The 23,435-nt window shown below is 57.2% G+C and carries 20 protein-coding genes; 10 read left to right on the top strand and 10 right to left on the bottom strand.

Annotated features, from left to right (window positions below; translation table 11 throughout):
* Window positions 1-228: 228 nt before the first annotated feature.
* Window positions 229-819: an aminoacyl-tRNA hydrolase gene (pth, locus tag JL05_RS18640; protein ID WP_033633302.1), complete on the top strand. Its 591-nt coding sequence runs from the start codon at window positions 229-231 to the stop codon at window positions 817-819.
* Window positions 820-856: 37 nt separating this feature from the next.
* Here the strand turns inward: pth and JL05_RS18645 are convergent, their stop codons facing one another.
* The gene (locus JL05_RS18645) at window positions 857-2,386 is read right to left on the bottom strand and encodes a SulP family inorganic anion transporter (protein WP_033633303.1); all 1,530 of its coding nucleotides are present in this window, start codon (window positions 2,384-2,386) and stop codon (window positions 857-859) included.
* A gap of 334 nt (window positions 2,387-2,720) precedes the next feature.
* Here JL05_RS18645 and ychF point away from each other — a divergent pair, with 334 nt between their 5' ends.
* Window positions 2,721-3,812: a redox-regulated ATPase YchF gene (ychF, locus tag JL05_RS18650; protein WP_033633304.1), complete on the top strand. Its 1,092-nt coding sequence runs from the start codon at window positions 2,721-2,723 to the stop codon at window positions 3,810-3,812.
* 131 nt (window positions 3,813-3,943) lie between these two features.
* On the opposite strand, the gene JL05_RS18655 is transcribed toward ychF, so the two are convergent.
* Window positions 3,944-4,888: an amidohydrolase family protein gene (locus JL05_RS18655; RefSeq protein WP_033633305.1), complete on the bottom strand. Its 945-nt coding sequence runs from the start codon at window positions 4,886-4,888 to the stop codon at window positions 3,944-3,946.
* A gap of 181 nt (window positions 4,889-5,069) precedes the next feature.
* Here JL05_RS18655 and JL05_RS18660 point away from each other — a divergent pair, with 181 nt between their 5' ends.
* Both JL05_RS18660 and JL05_RS18665 read left to right on the top strand, forming a co-directional pair.
* Entirely contained in the window at window positions 5,070-5,951 is an 882-nt protein-coding gene (locus JL05_RS18660) for a LysR family transcriptional regulator (protein WP_033633306.1), read from the top strand.
* 227 nt (window positions 5,952-6,178) lie between these two features.
* Window positions 6,179-6,673, top strand: a complete 495-nt coding sequence (locus tag JL05_RS18665) for a winged helix-turn-helix transcriptional regulator (RefSeq protein ID WP_033633308.1) — start codon at window positions 6,179-6,181, stop codon at window positions 6,671-6,673.
* 7 nt (window positions 6,674-6,680) lie between these two features.
* On the opposite strand, the gene JL05_RS18670 is transcribed toward JL05_RS18665, so the two are convergent.
* The gene (locus tag JL05_RS18670; protein ID WP_033633309.1) at window positions 6,681-7,259 is read right to left on the bottom strand and encodes a helix-turn-helix transcriptional regulator; all 579 of its coding nucleotides are present in this window, start codon (window positions 7,257-7,259) and stop codon (window positions 6,681-6,683) included.
* Window positions 7,260-7,739: 480 nt separating this feature from the next.
* Here JL05_RS18670 and JL05_RS18675 point away from each other — a divergent pair, with 480 nt between their 5' ends.
* From JL05_RS18675 to JL05_RS18700, 6 genes are all read left to right on the top strand, one after another.
* Window positions 7,740-8,273: a fimbrial protein gene (locus tag JL05_RS18675; protein ID WP_033633310.1), complete on the top strand. Its 534-nt coding sequence runs from the start codon at window positions 7,740-7,742 to the stop codon at window positions 8,271-8,273.
* Window positions 8,274-8,361: 88 nt separating this feature from the next.
* Window positions 8,362-9,084, top strand: coding sequence for a fimbrial biogenesis chaperone (locus JL05_RS18680; RefSeq protein WP_033633311.1), 723 nt, complete (start codon window positions 8,362-8,364; stop codon window positions 9,082-9,084).
* A 20-nt stretch (window positions 9,085-9,104) separates the two neighbouring features.
* Window positions 9,105-11,624, top strand: a complete 2,520-nt coding sequence (locus tag JL05_RS18685) for a fimbria/pilus outer membrane usher protein (RefSeq protein WP_033633312.1) — start codon at window positions 9,105-9,107, stop codon at window positions 11,622-11,624.
* Between the two features lie 27 nt (window positions 11,625-11,651).
* Window positions 11,652-12,992, top strand: coding sequence for a fimbrial protein (locus JL05_RS18690; RefSeq protein ID WP_033633313.1), 1,341 nt, complete (start codon window positions 11,652-11,654; stop codon window positions 12,990-12,992).
* Entirely contained in the window at window positions 12,992-13,741 is a 750-nt protein-coding gene (locus JL05_RS18695) for a fimbrial biogenesis chaperone (protein WP_033633315.1), read from the top strand. Before JL05_RS18690 ends, JL05_RS18695 begins: the two co-directional genes overlap by 1 nt.
* 43 nt (window positions 13,742-13,784) lie before the next feature.
* Window positions 13,785-14,657 (top strand): hypothetical protein, encoded by an 873-nt coding sequence (locus JL05_RS18700; RefSeq protein ID WP_033633316.1) that lies wholly within the window; start codon window positions 13,785-13,787, stop codon window positions 14,655-14,657.
* A 129-nt stretch (window positions 14,658-14,786) separates the two neighbouring features.
* Here the strand turns inward: JL05_RS18700 and hutU are convergent, their stop codons facing one another.
* The 7 genes from hutU to JL05_RS18735 all read right to left on the bottom strand — a co-directional run bounded on the left by hutU (window position 14,787) and on the right by JL05_RS18735 (window position 23,236).
* Window positions 14,787-16,481, bottom strand: a complete 1,695-nt coding sequence (gene hutU, locus JL05_RS18705; protein ID WP_033633317.1) for a urocanate hydratase — start codon at window positions 16,479-16,481, stop codon at window positions 14,787-14,789.
* A gap of 79 nt (window positions 16,482-16,560) precedes the next feature.
* A complete protein-coding gene (locus tag JL05_RS18710) occupies window positions 16,561-17,973 on the bottom strand; it encodes a UbiD family decarboxylase (protein ID WP_162180463.1) in 1,413 nt (470 codons plus the stop codon).
* Between the two features lie 11 nt (window positions 17,974-17,984).
* Window positions 17,985-19,217, bottom strand: coding sequence for an MFS transporter (locus JL05_RS18715; RefSeq protein ID WP_033633318.1), 1,233 nt, complete (start codon window positions 19,215-19,217; stop codon window positions 17,985-17,987).
* 17 nt (window positions 19,218-19,234) lie between these two features.
* The gene (gene trpF, locus JL05_RS25660; protein WP_050501259.1) at window positions 19,235-20,455 is read right to left on the bottom strand and encodes a phosphoribosylanthranilate isomerase; all 1,221 of its coding nucleotides are present in this window, start codon (window positions 20,453-20,455) and stop codon (window positions 19,235-19,237) included.
* The gene (gene trpD, locus JL05_RS18725; protein WP_050501260.1) at window positions 20,415-21,503 is read right to left on the bottom strand and encodes an anthranilate phosphoribosyltransferase; all 1,089 of its coding nucleotides are present in this window, start codon (window positions 21,501-21,503) and stop codon (window positions 20,415-20,417) included. Before trpD ends, trpF begins: the two co-directional genes overlap by 41 nt.
* Window positions 21,500-22,114, bottom strand: a complete 615-nt coding sequence (locus tag JL05_RS18730) for a cysteine hydrolase family protein (RefSeq protein WP_050501261.1) — start codon at window positions 22,112-22,114, stop codon at window positions 21,500-21,502. Before JL05_RS18730 ends, trpD begins: the two co-directional genes overlap by 4 nt.
* A 45-nt stretch (window positions 22,115-22,159) precedes the next feature.
* Window positions 22,160-23,236 carry an LLM class flavin-dependent oxidoreductase gene (locus JL05_RS18735; RefSeq protein WP_033633319.1) on the bottom strand — a complete coding sequence of 359 codons (1,077 nt, stop codon included), beginning with the start codon at window positions 23,234-23,236 and terminating at the stop codon, window positions 22,160-22,162.
* Between the last annotated feature and the right edge of the window lie 199 nt (window positions 23,237-23,435).

The raw sequence follows: 23,435 nt of genomic DNA on the forward strand, positions 1-23,435 counted from the left end.
TATAGTCCCTGTTGCGGCAAGGGGATTGCGGAGGCGATCACAAATGGTAAAGAATTATTGACACTTCTTAACACAGTGCTGAAAATTAGCGGACAAATTGAATTATTAAGCTAATGAATCATTCATCTTTCTTACCCAGGGTGACGGCAGAGATCGGGTTTTGTCATTCATCGCCCCGACAGGTAGACTAAGGCACTTTCCATTACCCTGATCATAGCGAATCTCCCAGTGAGCAGTATTAAATTGATAGTCGGCCTCGCCAACCCGGGCGCGGAATACGCCCAGACACGCCACAACGCCGGCGCCTGGTACGTCGATCTGCTGGCCCAGCACCACAATCAGCAGTTAAAAGAAGAGAGCAAGTTCTTCGGCTACACCGCCCGTTTGAACCTGGCGGGCAACGACGTGCGCCTGCTGGTGCCGACCACCTTCATGAACCTGAGCGGCAAAGCGGTGCTGGCGATGGCCAACTTCTACCGCATCGAACCCAGCGAGATCCTGGTGGCGCACGACGAGCTGGATCTGCCGCCCGGCGTGGCCAAAATCAAGCTCGGCGGCGGCAACGGTGGCCACAACGGCCTGAAGGACATCCAGAACAAGTTCGGCAACAACCCGAACTTCTACCGCCTGCGCATCGGCATCGGCCATCCGGGCGACAAGAACAAGGTGGTGGGCTTCGTGCTCGGCAAGCCGCCGGCCAGCGAGCAGAAGATGATTGACGAAGCGATCGATGAGTCGCTGCGCTGCACCGAAATGCTGATGAAAGACGGGCTGGAAAAAACCGTTCAGCGCCTGCACAGCTTCAAGGCGCAGGCCTGATCCTTGCCGCAGCGGGCGCCCTGCCCGCTGCCTGCTTTTAGCCGCGCGGGTTGAAGGTTTCCTCGCCCACCCGGCGCTCATCGGCGGTGAAGCCCTCTTCCGCCACGTAATACTGCGGATCGTCCAGCTCATGGCTGCAGAACGGCCCGGCGCGTTTGAGCAGGCGCACGCAGTCAGCGCTCAGGTGTCGCAGACGAATGCTTTTCCCCGCCGCCAGATAACGCGCCGTCAGCTTATCGATAGCCTCCACGCCGCTGGAATCCATCACCCGGGTGCCGGCAAAATCCAGCACCACATTCTGCGCATCGCTCTGCGGATCGAACAGCTCGGCGAAAGCCGCGGCGGAGCCGAAGAACAGCGGGCCATCCAGTTGATACACCGCCACGTCGCCCGTCACCTGCCGCTGGCGCACGCGGATGCGCGCCTGCTGCCAGGCGAACACCAGCGCTGAGATAATCACCCCGCTGATCACCGCCACCGCCAGATCGGTAAAGATAGTGATCAGCGTGACGACGATCATTACCAGCGCGTCGGCTTTCGGCATGCGGCGCAAGCGGCGCAGCGAGCTCCACTCGAAGGTGTTGTAACACACCACCAGCATCACCCCGGCCAGCGCCGCCACCGGCAGCAGGCCGATATAGCGCGACAGGCTGACCACGAACAGAATCAGCAGGATGGCGCCCACCGTGCCGGAGATGCGCCCGCGCCCGCCCGAGGTGAAGTTGATGATCGACTGGCCGATCATCGCGCAGCCGGCGAAGCAGCCGAACAGGCCGCATACCGCGTTACCGGCGCCCTGCGCGATACTCTCGCGATTGCCGTTGCCCTTCTTGCCGCCCATTTCATCCAGCACCGTCATGGTCAGCAGCGATTCAATCAAACCGACCAGGGCGATCACCACCGCGTAGGGCAGCACCACCCGCACCATCTCCAGGGTAAACGGCGCCGTCGGCAGACTAAAGTGCGGCAGCGCGCCGGAAATGTCCGCCAGATCGCCCACCCGCAGCGTGTGCAGGTTGAGGCCAATCGCCAACGCCGAGACCACCAGCAGCGCCGCCAGCGAAGACGGAATGGCTTTGGTGAGGCGCGGGAACAGCACCACCACCGCAATCGCCAGCGCCACCAGGCCGTACATCAGCGGCCCCTGCCCGGCGATCATCTTCAGCTGCGCCAGCATGATGACGATCGCCAGGCCGTTGACGAAGCCGTGGATCGCCGGCAGCGGCACCAGACGAATGAACTTGCCCAGCCGGAAGGCGCCGATCAGGATTTGAATCGCCCCGGCAAACAGCGTGGCCCACAGCACGTAACCCATGCCGTACTGCGCCGCCAGGCTCATCAGCACCACCACAATGGAGCCGGCGGCGCCGGAAACCATGCCCGGTTTGCCGCCGAACAGCGCCGTGACCAGGCCGATAATAAACGCGGTATGCAAGCCGACAATTGGCGAAAGACCGGCGACCAGCGAAAAGCCAACCGCCTCGGGGATCATCGAAACCGCCACCACAAAGCCCGCCAGGACTTCATTTTTAACGTCCGCGATCCTGACGTTACTCAGGTTAAACATGCATTATTCACTTATGACAGATGACATCATCTCCCCGCGTAGCGGGTATGGGGTACCGCAAGGCGCGGCAGAGTGCAGGCGGGCACAGCTCAGGGTGGCGTAGGCAAGAAATACATCCGGCGCGTTTCCTGTCGGTTAATCGAAACGGCCAGTATGGGTAAATGTGATCCAAATCTCAATCAAAAACCGGTCGCCCGCGCTGCGCTCACCCCCGCCAAGCAAGTCTGATCGAGATAAACGCCCATTACGTGTATAATGGCGGCATTATTTTGCCCTTTATGCAGTCGGTTAAACCTAACCAGCTGATAGTTAAGATATTTAAGGTGATTACAACATGGGATTCAAATGCGGTATCGTCGGCCTGCCTAACGTAGGCAAATCCACCCTGTTCAACGCGTTGACCAAAGCGGGCATTGAAGCAGCCAACTTCCCGTTCTGCACCATTGAACCGAACACCGGTGTGGTGCCGATGCCCGATCCGCGTCTGGATAAGCTGGCCGAGATCGTCAAGCCGCAGCGCATTCTGCCGACCACCATGGAATTCGTCGACATCGCCGGCCTGGTGAAAGGCGCGTCCAAGGGTGAAGGCCTGGGCAACCAGTTCCTGACCAACATCCGCGAAACCGAAGCCATCGGCCACGTGGTGCGCTGCTTCGAGAACGACAACATCATCCACGTCAACAACAAGGTCGATCCGGCCGAAGACATCGACGTGATCAACACCGAGCTGGCGCTGTCTGACCTGGACACCTGCGAGCGCGCCATCCACCGCGTACAGAAGAAAGCCAAAGGCGGCGACAAAGACGCCAAGGCCGAGCTGGCGGCGCTGGAGAAATGCCTGCCGCACCTGGAAAACGCCGGCATGCTGCGCGCGCTGGATCTGACCGCGGAAGACAAAGCGGCGATCAAATACCTGAGCTTCCTGACGCTGAAGCCGACCATGTACATCGCCAACGTCAACGAAGACGGCTTCGAGAACAACCCGTACCTGGACACCGTGCGTAAAATCGCCGACGCCGAAGGCTCCGTGGTGGTCGCCGTGTGCGCCGCCGTGGAATCCGACATCGCCGAGCTGGAAGACGAAGAGCGCGACGAGTTCATGGCCGAGCTGGGCCTGGAAGAGCCGGGCCTGAACCGCGTGATCCGCGCCGGTTACGAGCTGCTGAACCTGCAGACCTACTTCACCGCCGGCGTGAAAGAAGTGCGCGCCTGGACCATCCCGGTCGGCGCCACCGCCCCGCAGGCGGCCGGCAAGATCCACACCGACTTCGAGAAAGGCTTTATCCGCGCGCAAACCATCTCCTATGACGACTTCATCACCTACAAGGGTGAGCAAGGCGCCAAAGAAGCCGGCAAAATGCGCTCCGAAGGTAAAGACTACATCGTCAAAGACGGTGACGTGATGAACTTCTTGTTCAACGTCTAACCCCTTCCCCGCAGCGTTTCTCTCCGCTGCCGGAAACGGAAAAATCCACGCTTCGGCGTGGATTTTTTGTTTTCGAAAGGGGATGCGTCGGCGCTAAAAGCAATGCGGCATCTCCCTCCCCAGCAGAACCTTTATTTATTTAACCGAGGGAAAAGCGCCAGAGCGTTATTCCGGTTGAAGCGTACTTTCTGCGCATCCGTCAGATTTGTCTCAGCATCGAGAATATGATTAAACTTAACGGCGACGGACTCCGGCGCATAAGGATAATCGCTACCGAACAGAATATTATTATGATTCGCAAACGTCAGCAAGCTGGAAAATGCATTAGGGCCGGAAGACAATGCGGTATCAAAATAAAAACGCTTAAATTTATCGTTCAACTCCTGAACTGACGGCCCATTTGGATTAAGCGATTCCGCCAACAATGTAAAGCGCAGAATGGCATAAGGCAGGAATCCGCCGGCATGCGAAAGAATAATTCTCACGTTAGGATAATTGTCCATAACGCCATTCAATACCATATGGACGGCATTGCGCGCCGTATCAAACGGGTAATCAACCAAGGGACCCGGAACGCCATCCAGCAAATCCATGATGGGATGACCAGGGTGAATGAAAACAACGGCAGAGCGTTGATTTAGCGCGGCCCAAAGCGGAGCCCACTTTTTATCCCCTAAATAAACCCCTTCATAGTTAGTCAATAATACGACACCATCGGCTTTCAGCACATCTAATGCATACTCCACTTCCAGCACCGCCCCCTCAACGTCCGGCAACGGCACGGTCGCGAAGTTACCAAACCGCGTAGGGTATTTCGCCACCAGATCCGCCGTATACTCATTGACTTTTCTGGCCATATCGCGGCGCGCCTGGCCTTCCCAGCCAACCACGCTCGGCGCGGTTAACGACAGGACGCTGGTCGCTATTTGCTGTTTGTCCATATAGCGAAGATGGTCGTCCGCCGTCCATTTGGGCAGAGACCAGCCCGACGGATCGCCGCCGTGGCTGGGCAGCGCGCTGCCCCAAAAAGGCGGGACCAGGTGAGTATGAACATCGATTCTGGCTAATGAATTCATTTAACGCCTCCACTATACATATATTCGGTTTTTGAAACAGATAGCAACACGCTGAGTGTTGTTGACTAGCCCGCACTCCAGAAATAATCTACACTTTAACGCGAGTTCTATTAGAGGGTATTTTCATGATCGCTATAAATCCAATTCATTTTTTTGAACGACTGATACAGGAATCTAATCCATGAATTTTCGCCATATCCAGGCATTCCTGGCTCTCGTTGAAGAAAAACATTTCGGCAAGGCGGCTAAGCGAATTCATGTTACACAGTCGGCTTTCAGCATGCAGATAAAAGCGCTGGAAGAAGAAATTGGCGCACCACTTTTTATTCGCAACAACCGCAATGTCGAACTAACCGAAGTAGGAGAGATATTTTTAAAAAATGCACCGGATATTTATGAAAAAATAAAAAGCACGCTTGACGAAACCAAAGCAGCAGCGAAAGGTGAGAATGGCAATGTGCGCATCGGATTTGTCGGCAATGCCGTCGCGGCGGGATTAGTCACCGCCGATATTCATCGATTTAAAGCAGAGCATCCCGGCGTTAATTTCCGCGCCAAAGAGATGTCTTATTGGAAACAAACCGATGAGATCGTCAACGGAAATATCGACGTCAGCTATTGCCCCAATCTGGATCTCAAAATCCCACCGGGGCTCGGCCTTATACCCATTAAAAAGTTTGACTGGGTCGTCGTGATTCAGGAAGACTCCGATCTGGCTAAAAAAGAGACCTTGAAAAAAGAAGACCTCTCGGGACGAGACTTTATCATCTACTCGGAAAACAGCGGAGACGATGGTCAGCTTCGTATCCTGAAAGCCATTCTTGAAGAAGACGTCCAGGTTTCCTATCGGCTGGACAGTACACTAAGCGTGCTCGCCATGGTGGCTTCTGGCCTGGGCATCGCTATCGTTCCTTCTACACTATCCTCAATCAAGCTGCCTAACATTACCTACAGAGCGATCCTCGGTGTCGATAACGTGACTGAGTTTTTTTTCATCTATCGTGAGAATGAAAAATCCGCCATCGTTAATGCCTTCATATCAGATGTAAAAAGTAATCTATGACTTTCGTCGATTTCTCCTCTCCCCACGCTTAATCTCGCCCCCTCTTTGAACGCGAAGATAAAAGCCGACACTCACGGTGAAAGCGTGGCTTTCCGGCCGGCGTTCAGGCCATCAGCCGCTGTTAATCATAAACTCCAATAATAAGAGTAATAACTCCAATTATTGAAGTTATCAAGCCGAGGCGATAAAATTCTCGGCAATCAGGCGGCAAGCGGAGGTAAGGCAACGTGAAAGCAAAAGGGTTTGAAGGCATGACGTGCTCGGTGGCGCACGTGCTGTCAGCACTGGGCGATCGCTGGGGCGCGATTCTCATGCGCGATCTATTGCTGGGGCTCTCGCGCTATGACGATCTGCGCCACTCGACCGGCATCACCAACAATACGCTGGCCGACCGGCTCAAGGCCCTGGAAAGCCACGGCCTTATCGAAAAGCGGCAATACCAAACGCGCCCCGCTCGCTACGAGTATCTGCCGACGGAGAAGGGAAAAGATCTCGGGCTGCTGGTGATGGCGATGATTCAGATTGGCGACAAATGGAATCTGTCCGAGCTGGCCGGGCCGCCGCTGCGCGTGGTTGACCGCGTGACCGGCCACCCCGCCACCCTGCGCGTGGTAGATGCCGTGACCGGCGAATCTCTGCCGCCGCAAAGCCTGGCGCTGGCGGCCGGGCCGGGCGCCGACGAAATGACGCAATGGCGACTGGCCGTCGGCCAGGCCCGTTAACGGCGCGCTACAGCAGCGCAATCATCTTCAGCAATTCCACCCGATTGCGGATGCCGAACTTCTTGCCGGCATTGTTGAGGTGCGAATAAACGGTTTTCGGGTGCAAATTCAGCCGCCGCGCGGTCAGGCGGATATCTTCCGTACGGGCCGTTTCACACAGCACCGCCGCCTCGCCGGGCGTGATCGCCGCCGCCCGATGCCGCCTCACCACGCGCCGTTCGCCCGCCTCTTCACGGCGGACTAGCGCCGCGCAGGTTTCCCACACCACTCGCAGCGCTTCCCGTTTGTGCAAAATCGCATCCGGCTGCGCCGCCGCGATAAATGCCAGGATCAGCGGCGAAGTCTTATCGACGAAGAACAGTATCCGGACGCCTTCATATTCAGCACGTGAGGCGTGAATAAATCGCAAATACGCTTCGAACCGATAAATTTCATGGGGAAAATCCATGATAATTAAATCAGGCGCAGGGCTTATATTTTTAATAATATTAATATTGGGCGAGGATAAGGTTATCACTCCTTCTCCCAATAATGTTTTCATCCCCAAACGGCATAGCGGCGAACCGTCGATATAAATCACTCTCACTTTAATTCTCCTTATCAGCGTGAAAGTATGCTTCCACACCTCAGGCGCCTTGTCGCTGCTCTTTTTTGGGGTAATTCGCCTGCAAAGCACACCGATATAAAACAACTTGATAACATGTTTTTCAAATAATCACGCAACAGCCAGCACTTTGATTAATACGCAAAAAAGGCATGAATGTTTCAAATTATTTCATAAACAAAAGACGACGATCCAATAAAAACGCAACACAATGATATAGATCTATTTTCCATTTTGTATGATATAAGCAAAAATGAAAATAAATGTAACAACCCGCATCGCAAACTTATTACCATGCGGAAAACACCTATAGGGAAAATTCTTAGTTTGTTAGGATGAAAATCCATGTTTGCCGACGCGTTTAAAAAACAATTGCGCAACATGATTAATCAACAAACGCACGTCAGTAATTTATTACTGTCAGGAAAGCTTTTCTCTAAAGTTAATTAAAGGGTATTTCACATGAATGTTAAATTAGTCGCATTATCCATGCTGGCTCTCTCCGGCGCCTGTGCGGCCGCCTCGTCCAATACCGTGCAATTCAAAGGCGAAGTCAGCACGCAAACCTGTTCGGTGAATATTAACGGCAACCAATCCAACCCGGTCGTGTTGCTGCCGACCGTCGCCGCCAGCCAGCTCGCCACCAAAGGCGCCACCGCCGGCGACACCACCTTTACCGTTAACGTCACGGGTTGTGCGGCGGCGACCAGCGATACGGCGATCAAAACCGTGTTGGCGGGCAACAACCCGACCACCAACGGCAATCTGGGCAACGCGGGCGATGCGGCCAAGGTGTCCATTCAACTGCTGGACAGCGACGCCACCACGCCGCTGTCGTTCGCCAGCGGTTCGACCGTCACCACGTCGGCGATGACGCTGGCGAAAGACGCCACCTCCACCTCGCAGAACCTGGTGGCCCGCTACTACGCGGAAGACACCGGCGTGGCGGCCGGTTCGGTGATCGCCACCGCCCAGTTCGCCATTAGCTACAAATAAGCCGGCGTCAGGCGCCATACCTGTTGATGCCAGCGCCGTTCCTTAGCGGACGGCGCTGAATGACTCGCTTCTTTATCGGTTCACGTTTATGCCGCAGATATCCCGTTCCGCCCGCCGATGGGCCGCCCTGTCACTTTGCCTGATGAGTTTTGCCGCCACCCACGCCTTGGCCAGCGTAACGCTGCTCGGCAACCGCGTGATCTACCCCGCCGAGGCGCGGGAGAAAACGCTGCAGTTCACCAACGATGACGGCGCCCCGGCGCTGATGCAGATCTGGCTCGACATCAACAACCCGCAGTCCACGCCGGAAAACGCCGATGCGCCCTTTGTCGCCTCGCCGCAAATCTTCCGCATGGATCCGCACAGCGGGCAAATGGTGCGGCTGTCGTTCGTCGGCCAGCCGCTGGCGCGCGATCGCGAATCGCTGTTCTACCTCAACTTCCTGCAGGTCCCCGCCGTGCGTCAGACGGACAGCGACAAGAACAAACTGCTGCTGGTGGTCACCAACCGGCTGAAGGTGTTCTATCGCCCGGCCGGGCTGGCCGGCGACGCCAACCACGTCATCGATAAGCTCAACCTGCGCCAGGTCGGCAACGCGCTGCGCGTCGACAACCCGACCGGCTACTACGCCAACGTCAGCCAGGCGGTAATTCTGAGCGGCGCGAAGCGCAGCGCCATTCCGCAGGCGGATCTGATCCCGCCGTTTTCACAGGCCAATTGGCCTGTGAACGGGGAAGTGCGGCAGGTCGCGCTGCGCGTCATCAATGACTACGGGGTGGAAATCACGCGCACCCTGAACGTCGCGCGCTGAAACCAGACAGGGAGGTTTTCATGTTCGATGTCCGCAAGGCGACGCCGCTGCCCGCACGCTGGTGCTGCGCGCTGCTGGCGCTGCCGTTGGGCTGCGCCGCCGCCGACGGCTACACCTTCGATCCCGCTCTGCTGCGCGGCAGCGTGCTGAGCAACAGCGCCCTGAGCCAGTTCAACCAACAGGACGCCGTCGCCCCCGGCAGCTATCAGATCGATCTGTACCTCAACGGCCAGTTTCTCGAGCGCGATCAAATTCGCTTCGTACGCGCAGGCAAACAGGTGCTGCCCTGTTTCGATCGCGCGCAGCTGACGCGCTTCGGGCTGAAAAATCCGCCGGCGGCCGAAACGGCATGCCTGCTGCCCGGCCGGGATCTGAAGGACATCATGGTGAACGCCGATATCTCGCGGCTGCGGCTGGATCTCAGCATTCCGCAGGCGCTGTTGAACGGCCGGCCGCGCGGCAGCGTCAATCCCGCCAGCCTGGACAGCGGCGAATCAATGGCCTTCGTCAATTACAACCTCAACCAGTACCACGTCAGCTACCGGCAGGGGCAAACCCGCGATCTCGATTCGACCTACGCCAACCTGAACGGCGGGTTCAACCTCGGGCTCTGGCGCTACCGCCAGCAGTCCAGCTACCGCTACGATCGGGAGTTCGGCGGTCACCTGGACACCAGCCGCCGCTACGTGCAGCGCGCAATCCTGCCCTGGCGCAGCGAAATGCTGTTGGGCGAAGGCTTTACCGACGGGCACTTCTTCTCCGGCCTGGGCTTTCGCGGCATTCAGCTCAGCTCGGACGATCGCATGCTACCGGATTCACAGCGCGGCTATGCGCCGGTGGTGCGCGGCGTGGCGAAAAGCAACGCGCGCGTGACGGTGCTGCAGGGTAAAAGCACGCTGTACGAAACTACCGTGGCGCCGGGGCCGTTCGCCATCAACGATCTGTACGCCACCAACTACGCCGGCGATCTGACCGTGGTGGTGACCGAAGCCGACGGCAGCGTCAGCACCTTCACCGTGCCGTTCGCCGCGGTGCCGGAATCCATTCGCCCCGGCCAGTCGCGCTACTCCGCCATCGTCGGCCGTTCCCGCTACGTCGGCGACAACGATCTGTTCAGCGAAGTGACCTGGCAGCACGGCCTGACCAACGCCCTGACCTTCAACCTCGGCAATCAGCTGGCGGACGGCTATCAGGCGATGATGCTGGGCGGCGTGTACAGCAGCTGGCTGGGCGCCTTCGGCATGGATACCACCTATTCCCACGCCAGCCTGCCGGACGGCGGCGCCTCCGGCTGGATGCTGCACCTCTCTTACAGCCGAACCTTCAGCCCGACGGACACCACGCTATCCATCGCCGGCTACCGCTACTCTACCGAAGGCTTTCGCGATCTCAGCGACGTGCTCGGCGTGCGGCGCGCCGCCGTTACCGGCCAAAACTGGCAGTCCGACTCCTACCGCCAGCGTTCGCGTTTCGAGGTGGCCGTCAATCAGGGCATGGGCGCGTTCGGCAGCCTGACGATGTCCGGCTCGACTCAGGACTACCGCGATCAGCGCGGCCGCGACAATCAGCTCCAGCTGGGCTGGGGGAAAACCTTCGGCAACGGCGTGGCGCTTAACCTCTCCGTCACCCGCACCCGCAGCCTGGGCTACAGTAACGGCGACTACCGCGGCTACGGGCCGCTGGATAACGTCTACAGCGCGCCGCTGGCGCAGAACGCGCAGACCGTCACCGCCCTGTCGCTGAGCTTCCCGCTCGGGCGCTCATCATCCGCCCCCAGCGTCTCGCTGCTGGCCAACCACAGCCAGGGTCAGGGCGGCAACTATCAGGCTGCGCTGTCGGGCAGCGTCGGCGACGAACAGCCGGTCAGTTACGGCCTGAACTTCACCACTGACGACGATCGCCAACAAAGCGTCTGGGGCGGCAACCTGCAAACCCGCCTGCCTTACGCCAACGTCACCGGCTCGTTCTCCACCGCGCGCCAGTACCGACAAGGCTCCCTGTCGCTGCAGGGCGCGGTGGTGGCGCACCGCGGCGGCGTGACATTAGGGCCGTATGTCGGCGACACCTTCGCCCTGATCGAAGCGCCCGGCGCCAGCGGCGCACGGGTGATGGACGGCCAGGGCGCGCGCGTCGATCGCTTCGGCTACGCCCTGGCGCCCTATCACTACAACACCGTCGCGCTGAACCCCGAGGGCATGAACGACAAAGCGGAACTGGAAGACGGCCAGCGGCGCGTGGCTCCTTATGCCGGTGCCACGGTGCGCCTGCGCTTCAACACCGTGCGCGGCCAGGCGCTGCTGATCACCGCACAGCGGCCCGATAGCGCACCGATCCCGATGGGCGCCAACGTCCTTGACGCGGCAGGCAACAGCGTGGGCATGGTTGGCCAGGCCAATCAGGTATATCTGCGCAGCGACCGGAATGCCGGCACGCTGACGCTGAACTGGGGCGACGCGCCCGGCCAGCAGTGCACGCTGCATTATCGCCTGCCCGCCGCGGAAGACAACCCGATTCAGCGGCTCAGCGCCCCGTGCCGTTAGCCCGTTTAACTTATCTCAGGAGAGACGATGAAACGCATTTCTTATCTGGTCGCAGCCCCGGCGCTGTTCGCCCTGTCGCTGTTCGGCGCCCCCGCGGCGCTGGCGCAATGCACGCGGGTCGCCCCCTGGATCGACTCCGGCTGCGATCCTTGCGGGGTGGGCACGGCGCTGGGCCGGGTCAACCTGACCAGCACTTACCTGCAGCCCGTCGGTACGCCGCTCGGCACCAGCGTGTTCGATCTGACCTCCGGCACCCGTTATCCCGATCCCAACAAGGTGCTGTATGAATGCGATGCCGGCGATGTTGGGCAAATTTATGAAGTCTTCGCCACCAACGGCGACGACCGCGTCGGCGGCTATTTCGATCTGGGTGCCAGGGACGGCAACCCCAACTATTACGCCACCTACTTCCCTTACGTCGGCATCCGTTTGACCCACCTGGATTCCGGCAAGGTTTTTACCCGTTACTGGCAGTCGGCGCCGATTACCCGCTACGCCACCGTCGGCAACAAAATCCAGATCCGGGTGAAAGACTTCAGCGCCATCCGCGCCGATCTGATCCGCATCAGCTCGCTGCCGGGCGCGGGCGCCAGCAACTACTGCGGCTACAGCGCCGGCAACCCGCTGGTGGGCATGGCCTCGACCACCGGCAATTCGAACTATACCTGCACGCAGCCGAACGGCTATGTCACCTTTCAGGGGCCCGGCATCGCTTCGGATCCTATCGGCAGCGATTCCGCCACCAACTACGCCACCTGGGGCACCGGGCGCTGGAACGCGATGGGCATGGGCACCGCACCGATCTCCTCATTGACCTATACCGCCACCTGCGTGGCGCGCAACGTCACGCCGCTGGTGATCCTGCCGACCATTTCCGTCAGCCAGTTGACCGCCGGGCAAACCTCACAGGCGCAGTTCACTATCAATATCGAATGCGACAACGCCGCCGTGTCCGGCGTCAGCAGCAACAATACCGCCCTCGGCCTGCAGGTACCGTATGAAAGCTATGTCGCGGCGCAGCAGCTCGGGCTGGTCAGCGCCAACGGCGGCGTGAGCTACCTGCTCTCCAGCGGCTACGGCACCGACAGCAGCGTCGCTACCGGCGTGGGTATCGCGCTCGCTAACGCCGGCAACGGCGCGCCGATGAATTTCGTCGGCTGGGCGCGCTGCAGCGCCGGGCAATGCCCGCAGGGCAGCGACGCCGGCTGGTACCCGGTGCTCAACGGCGCCAGCGGCGGCGGCAGCACCGCAGCGGGGTTTACCCACTACACCACCCAGCTCACCGCCACGCTCGCCCGGCTGCCCGGGCAAACCGTCACCGCTGGCAAGGTGGACGCCAGGGCCTACGTTTGGGTTAAGGTGCAATGATGAGAAAGAAATATCTGACGATGGGATGCGCCCTGCTGCTGGCGCTGGCTTCCATCGGCGCGCAGGCGGGCATCATCGCCTCCGCCACGCGGGTGATTTTCCGCGAAGGCGAGACGGAAAAAACCCTGATGCTGCTCAACACCAACGGCTACCCGATCGTGGCGCAAACCTGGGTCGATAACGGTGACGTCAACGCCGCCCCCGAACTGTCCCGCGCGCCGTTTGTCACCCTGCCCAGCGTGTTCGCCCTGCCGCCTTCGGCGCTGAAGGGGCTGAGGATCCTGTTTGCCGGCGCGAACCTGCCCGCCGACCGGGAGTCGGTGTTCTGGCTTAACCTGTATGAGATCCCGCCCAGCCGGCCGGCCATGCCGCCGCTGGCGTCGCGCGTGACGCTGGCGATGAACACCCAGATGAAGATCTTCTACCGGCCCAGAGCGCTGCAGGGGAAAGCCGAAAACGCGGCCGGGGCCGTCTCATTCACGCTGCAAAAATCGCCGGACGGTTATCTGCTGCGCTGTCAAAACCGATCGGCGTTTTATCTCTCGTTCGCGCACATCGCCGTGCACACCAACAGGCGCGATTACCCGGTGCGACAAGAAAGCGACATGATGACCGCGCCATTCAGCTCGCGGGATTATCACCTCGACGGCGTTTCGGCATCCGCGCTCCCCTCTCGGGCCACCGTTCAGACCACCCTCATCAACGACCAGGGCCAGCAGATCGTCAAGTCATACACAGCAAACCCATAACGATAAAAAGCAGCACATTTTTTAAGTACAGGAAATAGGGAAAATGAGTCTAAGCAGATTCCAGCTACAGTTTCACCTGGAGAAACAGGCCAACATCATCAGGCAGTCACCGGCGTTCCACGCCGCCATCGTCAAACACGGGGAATTATTGAGGGAGACCTACAAGAAGCATCCGCTGTTTTACAAAATCATTTTCAGGAACAGCCGGTTCATCATCTGCTCCACCATCCTGTCCATTTATTACCACCAGCCCGCCGCCGCGCTGAAAGACATCAAAGCCTTTTTCAAAGGGAAGAATATGATCAGCGAGAATTCCCTGGATTCCTTTCTGTTCTTTTTACGGGTCGGGCGCCGGCTGGAGGTCAAACCCTGCGAGCATGACAAACGCCAGTTACGCTATAAGCCTACGCCGCACGCGCTGGCGGAAACCCAGGCGCTGATCGCCTCAATGGCGCGCCCTTATCAGGCGCTGGCGCCACAGATGCCCATCGCGGCGCTGCTGGCGGCGCCCGACTTTCTGTCCACCTTTTTCGCCGCCTACGGGCAACTGATGCTCAAGGAGGTCTACCTGATCGACCTGGTGCCGCAATCCGCGCTGTTTATCAGCAAAGATGCCGGCCACATGGTGCTGTTGATGTTGTTTATCGAAAGCATCCGACAGGACTCCCCCTTTCTGCTGCTCTCCTCGGCGAAAATCGCCAAGTCCTGCTCCGTCTCACGCGCGCACGTGAACCGCATTCTGCAGGCGGCGGAAAAATCCGGCCTGTTGACCACCACCAATAATGTGGTGATCGAACTCAACAGTTCGTTCTTCATCATGGCGGAGCGCTATTTTAGTCTCTATTTCGCGATGGTCGAATTCGGACTTGAACGGGTTTGGCAAAACAGGCAAGAAGGCCAGACAGCAAAATCGTAAGTTGACGCCGAGACTAAATCGTCACATGCCCAGAGGTGAAATACTCACAATGGTGTGAAAATCGGCCTATAGAAAAATAGCGGTTCCACCCTATAAGAACCGCTATAAAGTCCCAATAAGCTCTGATTCTCAAAGCATCGGCAGTTTCAATCCAAACCTTTTCGCGGCGGCAACGGCTTGCTCATAGCCGGCATCGGCATGGCGCATCACGCCGGAACCGCAGTCGTTGACCAACACCCGAGCAAGCCGCCGGTCAGCCTCCTCACTGCCATCGCACACGATCACCATTCCCGAGTGCTGTGAATATCCCATACCCACACCGCCACCATGATGCAAACTCACCCAGGTAGCGCCGCCCGCAGTATTGAGCAATGCATTCAGCAACGGCCAATCGGAAACGGCATCGGTTCCATCCTTCATGCTTTCGGTTTCACGATTGGGGCTGGCGACTGAACCCGTGTCCAGATGATCTCGGCCGATAACAACCGGTGCACTAAGCTCCCCTCTGCGCACCATCTCGTTGAAAGCCAGGCCTGCCAGATGGCGTTCGCCCAACCCCAACCAACAGATGCGCGCCGGCAACCCCTGGAAAGCAATGCGCTCACGCGCCATGTCCAGCCAACGATGGATATGCTGGTTTTCAGGAAACAGCGCTTTAACCTTGGCGTCCGTTTTGTAGATATCTTCCGGATCGCCAGATAACGCTACCCAACGAAACGGTCCTTTGCCTTCGCAAAACAGCGGGCGAATATAAGCCGGTACGAAGCCAGGAAAATCGAAAGCATTTTCCACGCCCATGTCGCGTGCGACCTGGCGAATGTTGTTACCGTAATCAACGGCCGGCACCCCCATGTCAACGAAATCAAGCATAGCCTGCACATGAATGGCGCAGCTACCGGCTGCAGCGTCAGACAATCGGGCATGTTGCGCCGGATCGCGTTGCGCTGCTTTCCACTGCGCCACGCTCCATCCAACCGGCAAATAACCGTGGATCAAGTCGTGCGCAGAGGTCTGATCGGTAACCAGATCGGGCCGGATACCGCCTGCACGCGCGCGTTTGACCAGCTCAGGCAACACCTCTGCGGCATTGCCTAGCAGCCCTATAGAAATCGCCTGTCCGGCCGCCGTGTATTCCTTAACCAAAGCGATAGCTTCATCCAGGTCTTTTGCCTGCTTATCGAGATAGCGCGTGCGCAAACGAAAATCCAGGCTACTCTGCTGGCACTCTATATTCAAAGAAACCGCGCCGGCCAATGTCGCCGCTAACGGCTGCGCCCCGCCCATGCCCCCCAGCCCGGCGGTAAGGATCCAGCGTCCTGTCAGATCCCCGCCATAGTGCTGGCGGCCCGCTTCAGCAAACGTTTCAAACGTACCCTGCACAATGCCCTGACTACCTATGTAGATCCAACTACCGGCCGTCATCTGCCCGTACATGAACAATCCCTTGCGATCAAGCTCGCTGAAGTGTTCCCAATTGGCCCACTGTGGAACCAAATTAGAATTGGCGATTAACACTCGGGGAGCATCGGTATGGGTGCGGAATACACCAACCGGCTTTCCGGATTGAACCAACAGAGTTTCGTCTTCATTGAGCGCTTTAAGTGAGGCTAAAATCTGATCGTAACATTGCCAATTGCGAGCAGCGCGACCGATACCGCCATACACGACCAACCCTTGCGGGTTTTCGGCGACGTCGGGATCCAAATTATTTTGAATCATGCGATAGGCCGCCTCAGTCAGCCAATTTTTGCAGGTCAATTGATTGCCCCTGGGAGCACAAATATTCCGGGTGGAATCGAAACGAGGATCGAGAGTATTCGTCATGGCTTGTCTCCTTCAACATGACAGACATCATGGTTCGCCAGCCTAGTCAGGCAGGCTACAGAAAGGCGTACCGCTCACATTAAAACGCCCGTTGAAAACGCCGCCGAGAGCTAAAAGGAACCGTACAATCAACGACGCATTTATTGACGAACCCATTCGCATCACTCCCGCCATAAAGCGGCAATTGCGAGGGATCAAGGGAAGTGCCGGGCAGCAAAGCGCTAACGTGAATGTCGCGTTCAAGTCGGGCGCGCGTACTCATAGCCCAGAGGACATCACGCTCCGAATAAGGGTCAACATCCTCATCCACCAGTAACACATTTTTGAGTGACGGCACTTCGCCGAGCAATCTCTTGGCTGCTTCGATAACGCACAGATCGTCACCGCAAGCGCGTTTAGCGACTTGCAATACGGTAAGCAAGTGACCGCCGCCGGAAGGCAGAGCCGCGACTCGACAAAACAACCTCTCAAGCCCTTCTGTTTTTAGTCGGGCGAGCAGCGAACACTCTTGGCCTAAACCAAGCAGAATGGATTGCTCCACTCCAGGACCCGACAGCGTCTGATATATCGCCCCGGCGCGGTAGCTTACCGCCTGAACCTGCAGTGTTGTGGCCATACCGCATGGCGAGCGATAACCGAGATATTCAGGTAAGGAAAAACCGGCCACCTCTGCTGCCTCCGGCTCTTTTTCCGCACTCAACATCCCTTCTATAACGATCTCGGCATGGGCGATATATCGCCCCGTATTGGCGCGACATGGCGCAACCTCGACCGCATTGCTGCGCAGGGCCCCCGCAACGCCTAACTCGTCGCTACCGTAAGAAAGACAAGGCCGAGTCAATGTCGAAGCCAGATAAATGGCCGGATCAAGCCCAATATTGACGGAAATCGGCAGTCGCTCTCCGCGCGCCAGATGTGTCGAAAGCATGTGTTGCAAGTGACCACGAGAGTCAATCGACACCACTGCGGAATCCTCTTTGAAGGTAATTCGGTGGTAAGAATAATTCGCGGCTCCGGTTCGATTATCGTGCGCATAGATCAACCCCAACGTCACCGTCGGCCCAGGATCATCTTGCAGATAACGTAGGATCGGCAGCAAATCCAGGATTTCAGCAGGCTTACGCACGTTGCGAAAGTTGCGTTTATCCCCGCCCAGTAATCTGGGTGCTATCGGACTACTCGCCGCCTGCAGCAGCAACTGAGCATTTGATATTTCTGAGGAATAACGTCCGTAGGGATCCAAAAACAACCTACAACGGCGACGATTGCCAAACATCCCCATCAAAACGGGAAACTCGCCCCGTGTTGGTCGTCGATAAAGCCGTAACGGTTGCTCATCGGCAAACCAGGAACCGCCAGGCTGGCGATAGGCATCGAGAAAATCTTCAATCATCTCCACCTCGGGAGAAATCGATCTCTTCACCAGGGTGATTTCATCCCCTGTTTGCCGCAACAGCGCCAAGGCAGAGCGCAAGTCATTAGGCAATAGCATTTGACTCCCCCTCATCCCATCCGGGAAGTACAGCGAGAAGCCAAGACGATCCCCAACGCAGACAACAGCGCCGCCATGCCGGCCAACGCAATGGACAACGTGTAACTCTGATACAGATCATACAGCCAACCGGCGGCGCTGCCCCCGCCAACGGCGGCGATCCCCACCGCGATATACAACGCCCCCAGAATGGCGCCCAGATTGGCGGTGCCGAACCATGTACTGGCCACCGCCGGATACAGCGCAATACAGCCGCCGTTGGCCGCGCCGAATAACAACGCGAAAATCGCAAGCGCGGTAAAGCTGTGCGCCACACTCCAAAAGCCGCACAACACGGCCAAACTCAACGTAACAATGACCAAAAAACGTCGCGCGCCCATGCGATCGCCTATCCGCCCCAAAACCAGACGGCCGCCGATATTGCCCACGCCGATCAAGCCGATGAGCAGATTGGCCTGCGTTGAATTTAGCCCCTGTTGCAGCGCATAAGGATTGATATGAACCAATGCCAGAAACAGCCCGATCGAACCGAAAAATATCGCGATAAAAAACCACCAAAACTGAGCCTGTCTCGCCGCTTCTCGCAACGTAACGCTACCGTTAAACGCGGAACCCGGTATTGATGTCACCTCAACGGGACGAAGCCCATCGGGATATTCGCCCACGTCCTCTGGCCGGCCTCGTAAAATGAAGGCGGCAGCCAACCCCAATACGGCGATAGCGACGGCATAAATTTGCAGAGTGCTTTGCCAGGACAAATGTTGCATCAGCCCACCGGCCACCATCGGCCCCACCAGCGTTCCCAAGCCGGTGCCGGCCAGCGCCAGGCCGGAAGCCGAGCTGCGATGAACGACGAACCAACGTTGGATGGTTGAAACAGCCGGCACGTAAACCAATCCGACGCCAACCCCTACCAACAGGCAAAACGTGAGCAAAAATGCCGTCAGTGACGATGCCAGCAGGCTACTGCCGAAGAATCCCAGCGAAAGCAGTAAAATACCGATGCCGGTTACCGTCCTCACCGAAGTACGATCGCTCCAGGCACCGGAAAATACCCCAACGGCATAGTAAATTAACGCCGTCAGCGAGAAGATTGAGGCGGTAGAAAAACGCCCAGCGTCAAAGTTCGTCTGTAATGCAGTAAAAAATGCTCCGAATGAATAGGCCGCACCAAAAATAACCGCCAGCAAAAGATGAACGGCGCCGACCATGTACCAACCGCGAAACTGCCCTTCCTTGACCATCACAGCCTCCTTTTTATTTAATAATTGACGCCCACAACGATCGAATGCTCGCCGCTCACATCCACTTCAATAAGCGATTGCACCGAGATCCCCGTCGCCTCGAACACACGCCTGGCTCCACCATAGTTGCGTTTTTCCACCACGCATAAGATGCCTGATACTTCGGCTCCGGCTTTACGCACTGCGGAGATTAATCCCACCAATGTTCCACCTGTGCTGATGAGATCGTCCACGATGTAAACGTTGTCTCCTGGCTCCACACCGTTCAAAAAGAGACTGCCGCCGGTATATTCGCAATCGAAGTCAACCTGTACCTGCCCTTCAAGGCCGGATGGATACCAGCGAGCAATGCCGTATGGCAGGCCTGAAAGCAACGAAACGGCAGCCAATAAACCGCCCCCTTTGTCTTCCTCCCCCACCAGCTTGGTACCCGGCGGAAATTGCGCCGCATAACAGACTAGCCTGGCTGCTTCACGCAAGAGTTCAGCCGGGGTTGCGGGGATCTGTTCCGTCAGGGCATTCAACAAAAATCGCCGCCCCTGAATCTCCACCAAAGGCTGCCGATCAAAAGAGGCCTTGAGGATGTCCTCTTGCCCACTCTCAGCCGGCACCTGCACGCGAAGCCGATCGGCATAGGCGACAGCGTCAAAAAAGGTTTGGAGTCGCACAGGGTCCTTACGGCGCGCGGACCGGGAGACGCCAGAACAGACATCAATGGCCGTGGGGAAGTAATGCTGAATCAGATGGCTGACATTGCCGGTGTGCAGTCCGCCCGCAACAATTACTGGCCGCGCAAATGTTTTGTTTTTCAACAAAACCCAATCGAATGTTTTTCCAGAGCCGCCGCTCAGCCCCTCAACCTGCGTGTCCAATAGATATGCACTGACCTGATAACCATTTATCCTCTCCAGCGCCAAAGTGCCGTCGAGATGGAAACTCTTAATGACCGGGACATCAAATGCCTGGCAATACTCATTCGTTTCGTCACCCTGAAGCTGAATCGCCGTCAGCCGGCAATAGCGAATAATGCGCTGCACTCGCTCCCTGGGCTCATTGACAAACACGCCGACCATCTGAGTAAACGGTGGCAATCGTTCAATGATCAAACGAGCGTCCTCTGGCGAAACTTGACGTGAGCTCGGTGAAAAAATGAACCCCAACGCATCGGCCCCCGCGTTTAGCGCCGCCAAAGCATCCTCATGGTGTGTGATGCCGCAGACTTTCACTCTCGTTCTCATTCATCGTCTCCTTGAATCGTTTAAGAACCTGATACGCCCGCCCGTTATCCAATACTTGCCGCACGAGTTTCGCCGCTTCGCCAAAGGAGTGCGTTTTGCCAGCCAACACCAGCGCCGTCGCGGCGCTCACTATAGTCGCGTTACGATGGGCACCCTGTTCGCCGTTAAGCACTGCCAGGCAGATTTTCGCGTTACGCTCCGCAGAACCACCTCGCAGCGCCCGTAATTCACAGGCTGGAACCTCAAAATCATCCGGCTGCACGGAAAACCGACCTATACAGCCATCACTGACACACAGGACCTGGGTTTCTCCGAGGCAGCTGACTTCATCCAAATCTCCGGCACCATGTACGATAAAAGCCGTCACCCCGCCCAACCTCACCAGCGCCTCAGCCATGGGATACAAAAGCGAAGCATGCGCAACGCCTATCAGTTGGTGCGTCACGTTAGCGGGATGAACCAACGGCCCACTCAGATTAAACAGGCTACGAACACCCAAAGCGCGCCGTACGGCAGTCAGCCGTTCAGGAAACGCATACCAAGACGAAGTAGAGAGAAACGCGAAGTTGCTCGTTGCCAACGACCGCCGCAGCCACGCTTCATCACCCTTGCGCGAAACATCAATGCCCAACGCCGACATCATGTCGCTGCTGCCGCTGACGCTGGTCACGTGACTATTGCCATGCTTGATCACTGGCACCCCGGCCGCGGCCACAACCAAGGCTGCCGTGGTGGAAATATTGAAGGTCCCGCTCCGGTCTCCTCCGGTGCCACCGATATTCAACGTAAGCGGCAAGCCGCATGCCAATGGCCGGCAACGTGCCGCTATTGCGTCAACCGCACCGGCGATCTCGTCAGCGGATTCTCCCTTTTGCGCCATGGCGACGAGCAACGCGCCGATCTGCATATCGTCCAATTGCAGTTCCAGCATGGCCTGAACCAGATCTCGGGTCTGTTCCCGGCTCAAGCTAAGCCGTTTTTCAACCAAGATTTGCAAGACGTTTCTGAATCGCTCTTCCAGTGGTTTTATCGACAGCGTTGCGCTCATGCCTCCTCCAACCCCACCCGCAAGAGATTCATAACCTCTGCCAAGCTCTGAATACGGCCAAATACATAACCGATGTTCTCAAGCGCCGCCTCATGTCGCACATGACGCGTGCCCGCGACGCACTCGCGCGGCACTATGACGCGATAATCTAATTGCATGGCGTCCTGAGCAGTTGCACGAACACAAACATCCGTGGCAACACCGGTCAGAACGACGGTATCTACCCCTATCCCGCGCAGCAAAAGATCCAAATCGGTGGCGAAGAACGCACTGTAACGGCGTTTGATTAATACCTGATCGCCAACCTGTGGGGACAAGTCTGCGATGATCTCAACGCCACGGCTCCCTTCGAGGCAATGAAGTGTCTCGCCGTAGTCAAGCTCCCGGCCGAAGTCCACACGGTTGACGCGGTGACTTTCCTGGGTATAGATCACCGGGATGCCCGCACCGCGCGCAAAGTTCAATAAAACTTGCAGCGGCGCGATAATCGCCCTCCCTCCTTCGCAAGGAACAGGACCACCTTCATCCAGAAAGTCGTATTGCATGTCGATCACCAAAACGGCGAATCGACGTGTCCGATTGGGGGGCAGAGTTGTTTTTTGACGTTGCATCTTTCTCTCCATGAATGACCGCACGGTGCCGATATTCGGCCTGAGTCAGGCGAAATATTTCGTGGCGATCTCTTGCAATGCGCGATGGCTTTCGCGCACGGGTTCCAATTCATCCAAATGATCGAACCCCATGACATGCAACACGCCGAATCCGCCCGACAGCGTCTGCATTTCTTCTATGCGTTCACGTACCGTCTCCGGCGAGCCAAGGAGCCAACAATGCTTGGCGCAATACTCGACGGTGACTTCACTGTCTGGCACATCAGGATGGTGTTTGAACAAACCAAGCGCCTTGTTGCCGGCGATCATCGGCAAGTAATCCTCACGAAAGTAGCGTCCCATCTCGCCTTCGACGGCGAGCCGCCACGCTTGCGCATCTGTGTCAGCGATCAGAATAGGACGACTGACACGCCACGTATCCCTGGCCGGCGGCGCCCTTCCATTCAACGCAGCGCCCTCTTCAACAACTTGCCAATGGGTATGAAGATACTGCGGTGTAAAACAAAAGCTGATAGGGATCCAGCCATTACGACCGGCAATCTTCAACGTCGAGGATGAAGGTGAAAGGCCGGTCACTCCTACTGGCGGATGGGGTGATTGATAGGGCTTGAGGTGATAACCGGAGGTTTTATCCCACTGATCCGCCGGCCGACGCGCTGTCCAATACTTACCTTTAAATTCGAATGGCCCATCGCTATTCCAAAATCGCATCATGATCGCTATCGATTCTGCCGTCATCTCCCGATGCACACCCGACTTATGATCTATGTCGAACATGTCGAGATCCAAAGTGGTACCGCTGGCGCCAATTCCCACCATTAATCGCCCCTTAGAGATATGATCCAGCCAGCAAATGCGGTGAGCCAACTCGGCTGGATGATGAAACGGCAGCATAAAGGCGCCCGGCGCCAATTTTATGCGCTCAGTCTGCAAAATGGCTTGAGCAATGAGTAAATCTGGAGAAGGGCACGGTTCAGCCGGCATCGTATAATGCTCGCCAATCCAGGCCTCATCGAAGCCGATTTTGTCCAAAAAACTCAAGGTATCAAGATCGTGGTAATGCCCATCGTGCAACGAGCGATAACGCGGATGTGCCGGCATTAAAAATGCGCCAAGTTTCATGTTCGACTATCTCCTTGAAGCGTAAAATCCCGATTAGCACGTGATATACGGTAAATTGACATTCAACCCATCAATTTCATTCAAAATAAAAATGAATTAATACTTAGACATTATTAAATCGTAAAATTAAACACCCCAAAAAAATTAACCACGTAAAGTCCAGCTGGTTATTGGTCATTCGTTTTGTCTCAAGTATATA

The organism is Serratia nematodiphila DZ0503SBS1 (assembly GCF_000738675.1).
Lineage (GTDB): Bacteria > Pseudomonadota > Gammaproteobacteria > Enterobacterales > Enterobacteriaceae > Serratia > Serratia nematodiphila.

Bases quoted from the DNA above. Each gene is read 5' to 3' on its own strand.
- JL05_RS18730 (WP_050501261.1), bottom strand. From the start codon at position 22,114: ATGCAACGTCAAAAAACAACTCTGCCCCCCAATCGGACACGTCGATTC.
- JL05_RS18690 (WP_033633313.1), top strand. From the start codon at position 11,652: ATGAAACGCATTTCTTATCTGGTCGCAGCCCCGGCGCTGTTCGCCCTG.
- JL05_RS18700 (WP_033633316.1), top strand. From the start codon at position 13,785: ATGAGTCTAAGCAGATTCCAGCTACAGTTTCACCTGGAGAAACAGGCC.
- JL05_RS18645 (WP_033633303.1), bottom strand. From the start codon at position 2,386: ATGTTTAACCTGAGTAACGTCAGGATCGCGGACGTTAAAAATGAAGTC.
- JL05_RS18695 (WP_033633315.1), top strand. From the start codon at position 12,992: ATGAGAAAGAAATATCTGACGATGGGATGCGCCCTGCTGCTGGCGCTG.
- ychF (WP_033633304.1), top strand. From the start codon at position 2,721: ATGGGATTCAAATGCGGTATCGTCGGCCTGCCTAACGTAGGCAAATCC.
- JL05_RS18735 (WP_033633319.1), bottom strand. From the start codon at position 23,236: ATGAAACTTGGCGCATTTTTAATGCCGGCACATCCGCGTTATCGCTCG.
- JL05_RS18685 (WP_033633312.1), top strand. From the start codon at position 9,105: ATGTTCGATGTCCGCAAGGCGACGCCGCTGCCCGCACGCTGGTGCTGC.
- JL05_RS18710 (WP_162180463.1), bottom strand. From the start codon at position 17,973: ATGCTATTGCCTAATGACTTGCGCTCTGCCTTGGCGCTGTTGCGGCAA.
- JL05_RS18715 (WP_033633318.1), bottom strand. From the start codon at position 19,217: ATGGTCAAGGAAGGGCAGTTTCGCGGTTGGTACATGGTCGGCGCCGTT.
- trpD (WP_050501260.1), bottom strand. From the start codon at position 21,503: ATGAGCGCAACGCTGTCGATAAAACCACTGGAAGAGCGATTCAGAAAC.
- JL05_RS18675 (WP_033633310.1), top strand. From the start codon at position 7,740: ATGAATGTTAAATTAGTCGCATTATCCATGCTGGCTCTCTCCGGCGCC.
- JL05_RS18655 (WP_033633305.1), bottom strand. From the start codon at position 4,888: ATGAATTCATTAGCCAGAATCGATGTTCATACTCACCTGGTCCCGCCT.
- JL05_RS18680 (WP_033633311.1), top strand. From the start codon at position 8,362: ATGCCGCAGATATCCCGTTCCGCCCGCCGATGGGCCGCCCTGTCACTT.
- JL05_RS18660 (WP_033633306.1), top strand. From the start codon at position 5,070: ATGAATTTTCGCCATATCCAGGCATTCCTGGCTCTCGTTGAAGAAAAA.
- hutU (WP_033633317.1), bottom strand. From the start codon at position 16,481: ATGACGAATACTCTCGATCCTCGTTTCGATTCCACCCGGAATATTTGT.
- trpF (WP_050501259.1), bottom strand. From the start codon at position 20,455: ATGAGAACGAGAGTGAAAGTCTGCGGCATCACACACCATGAGGATGCT.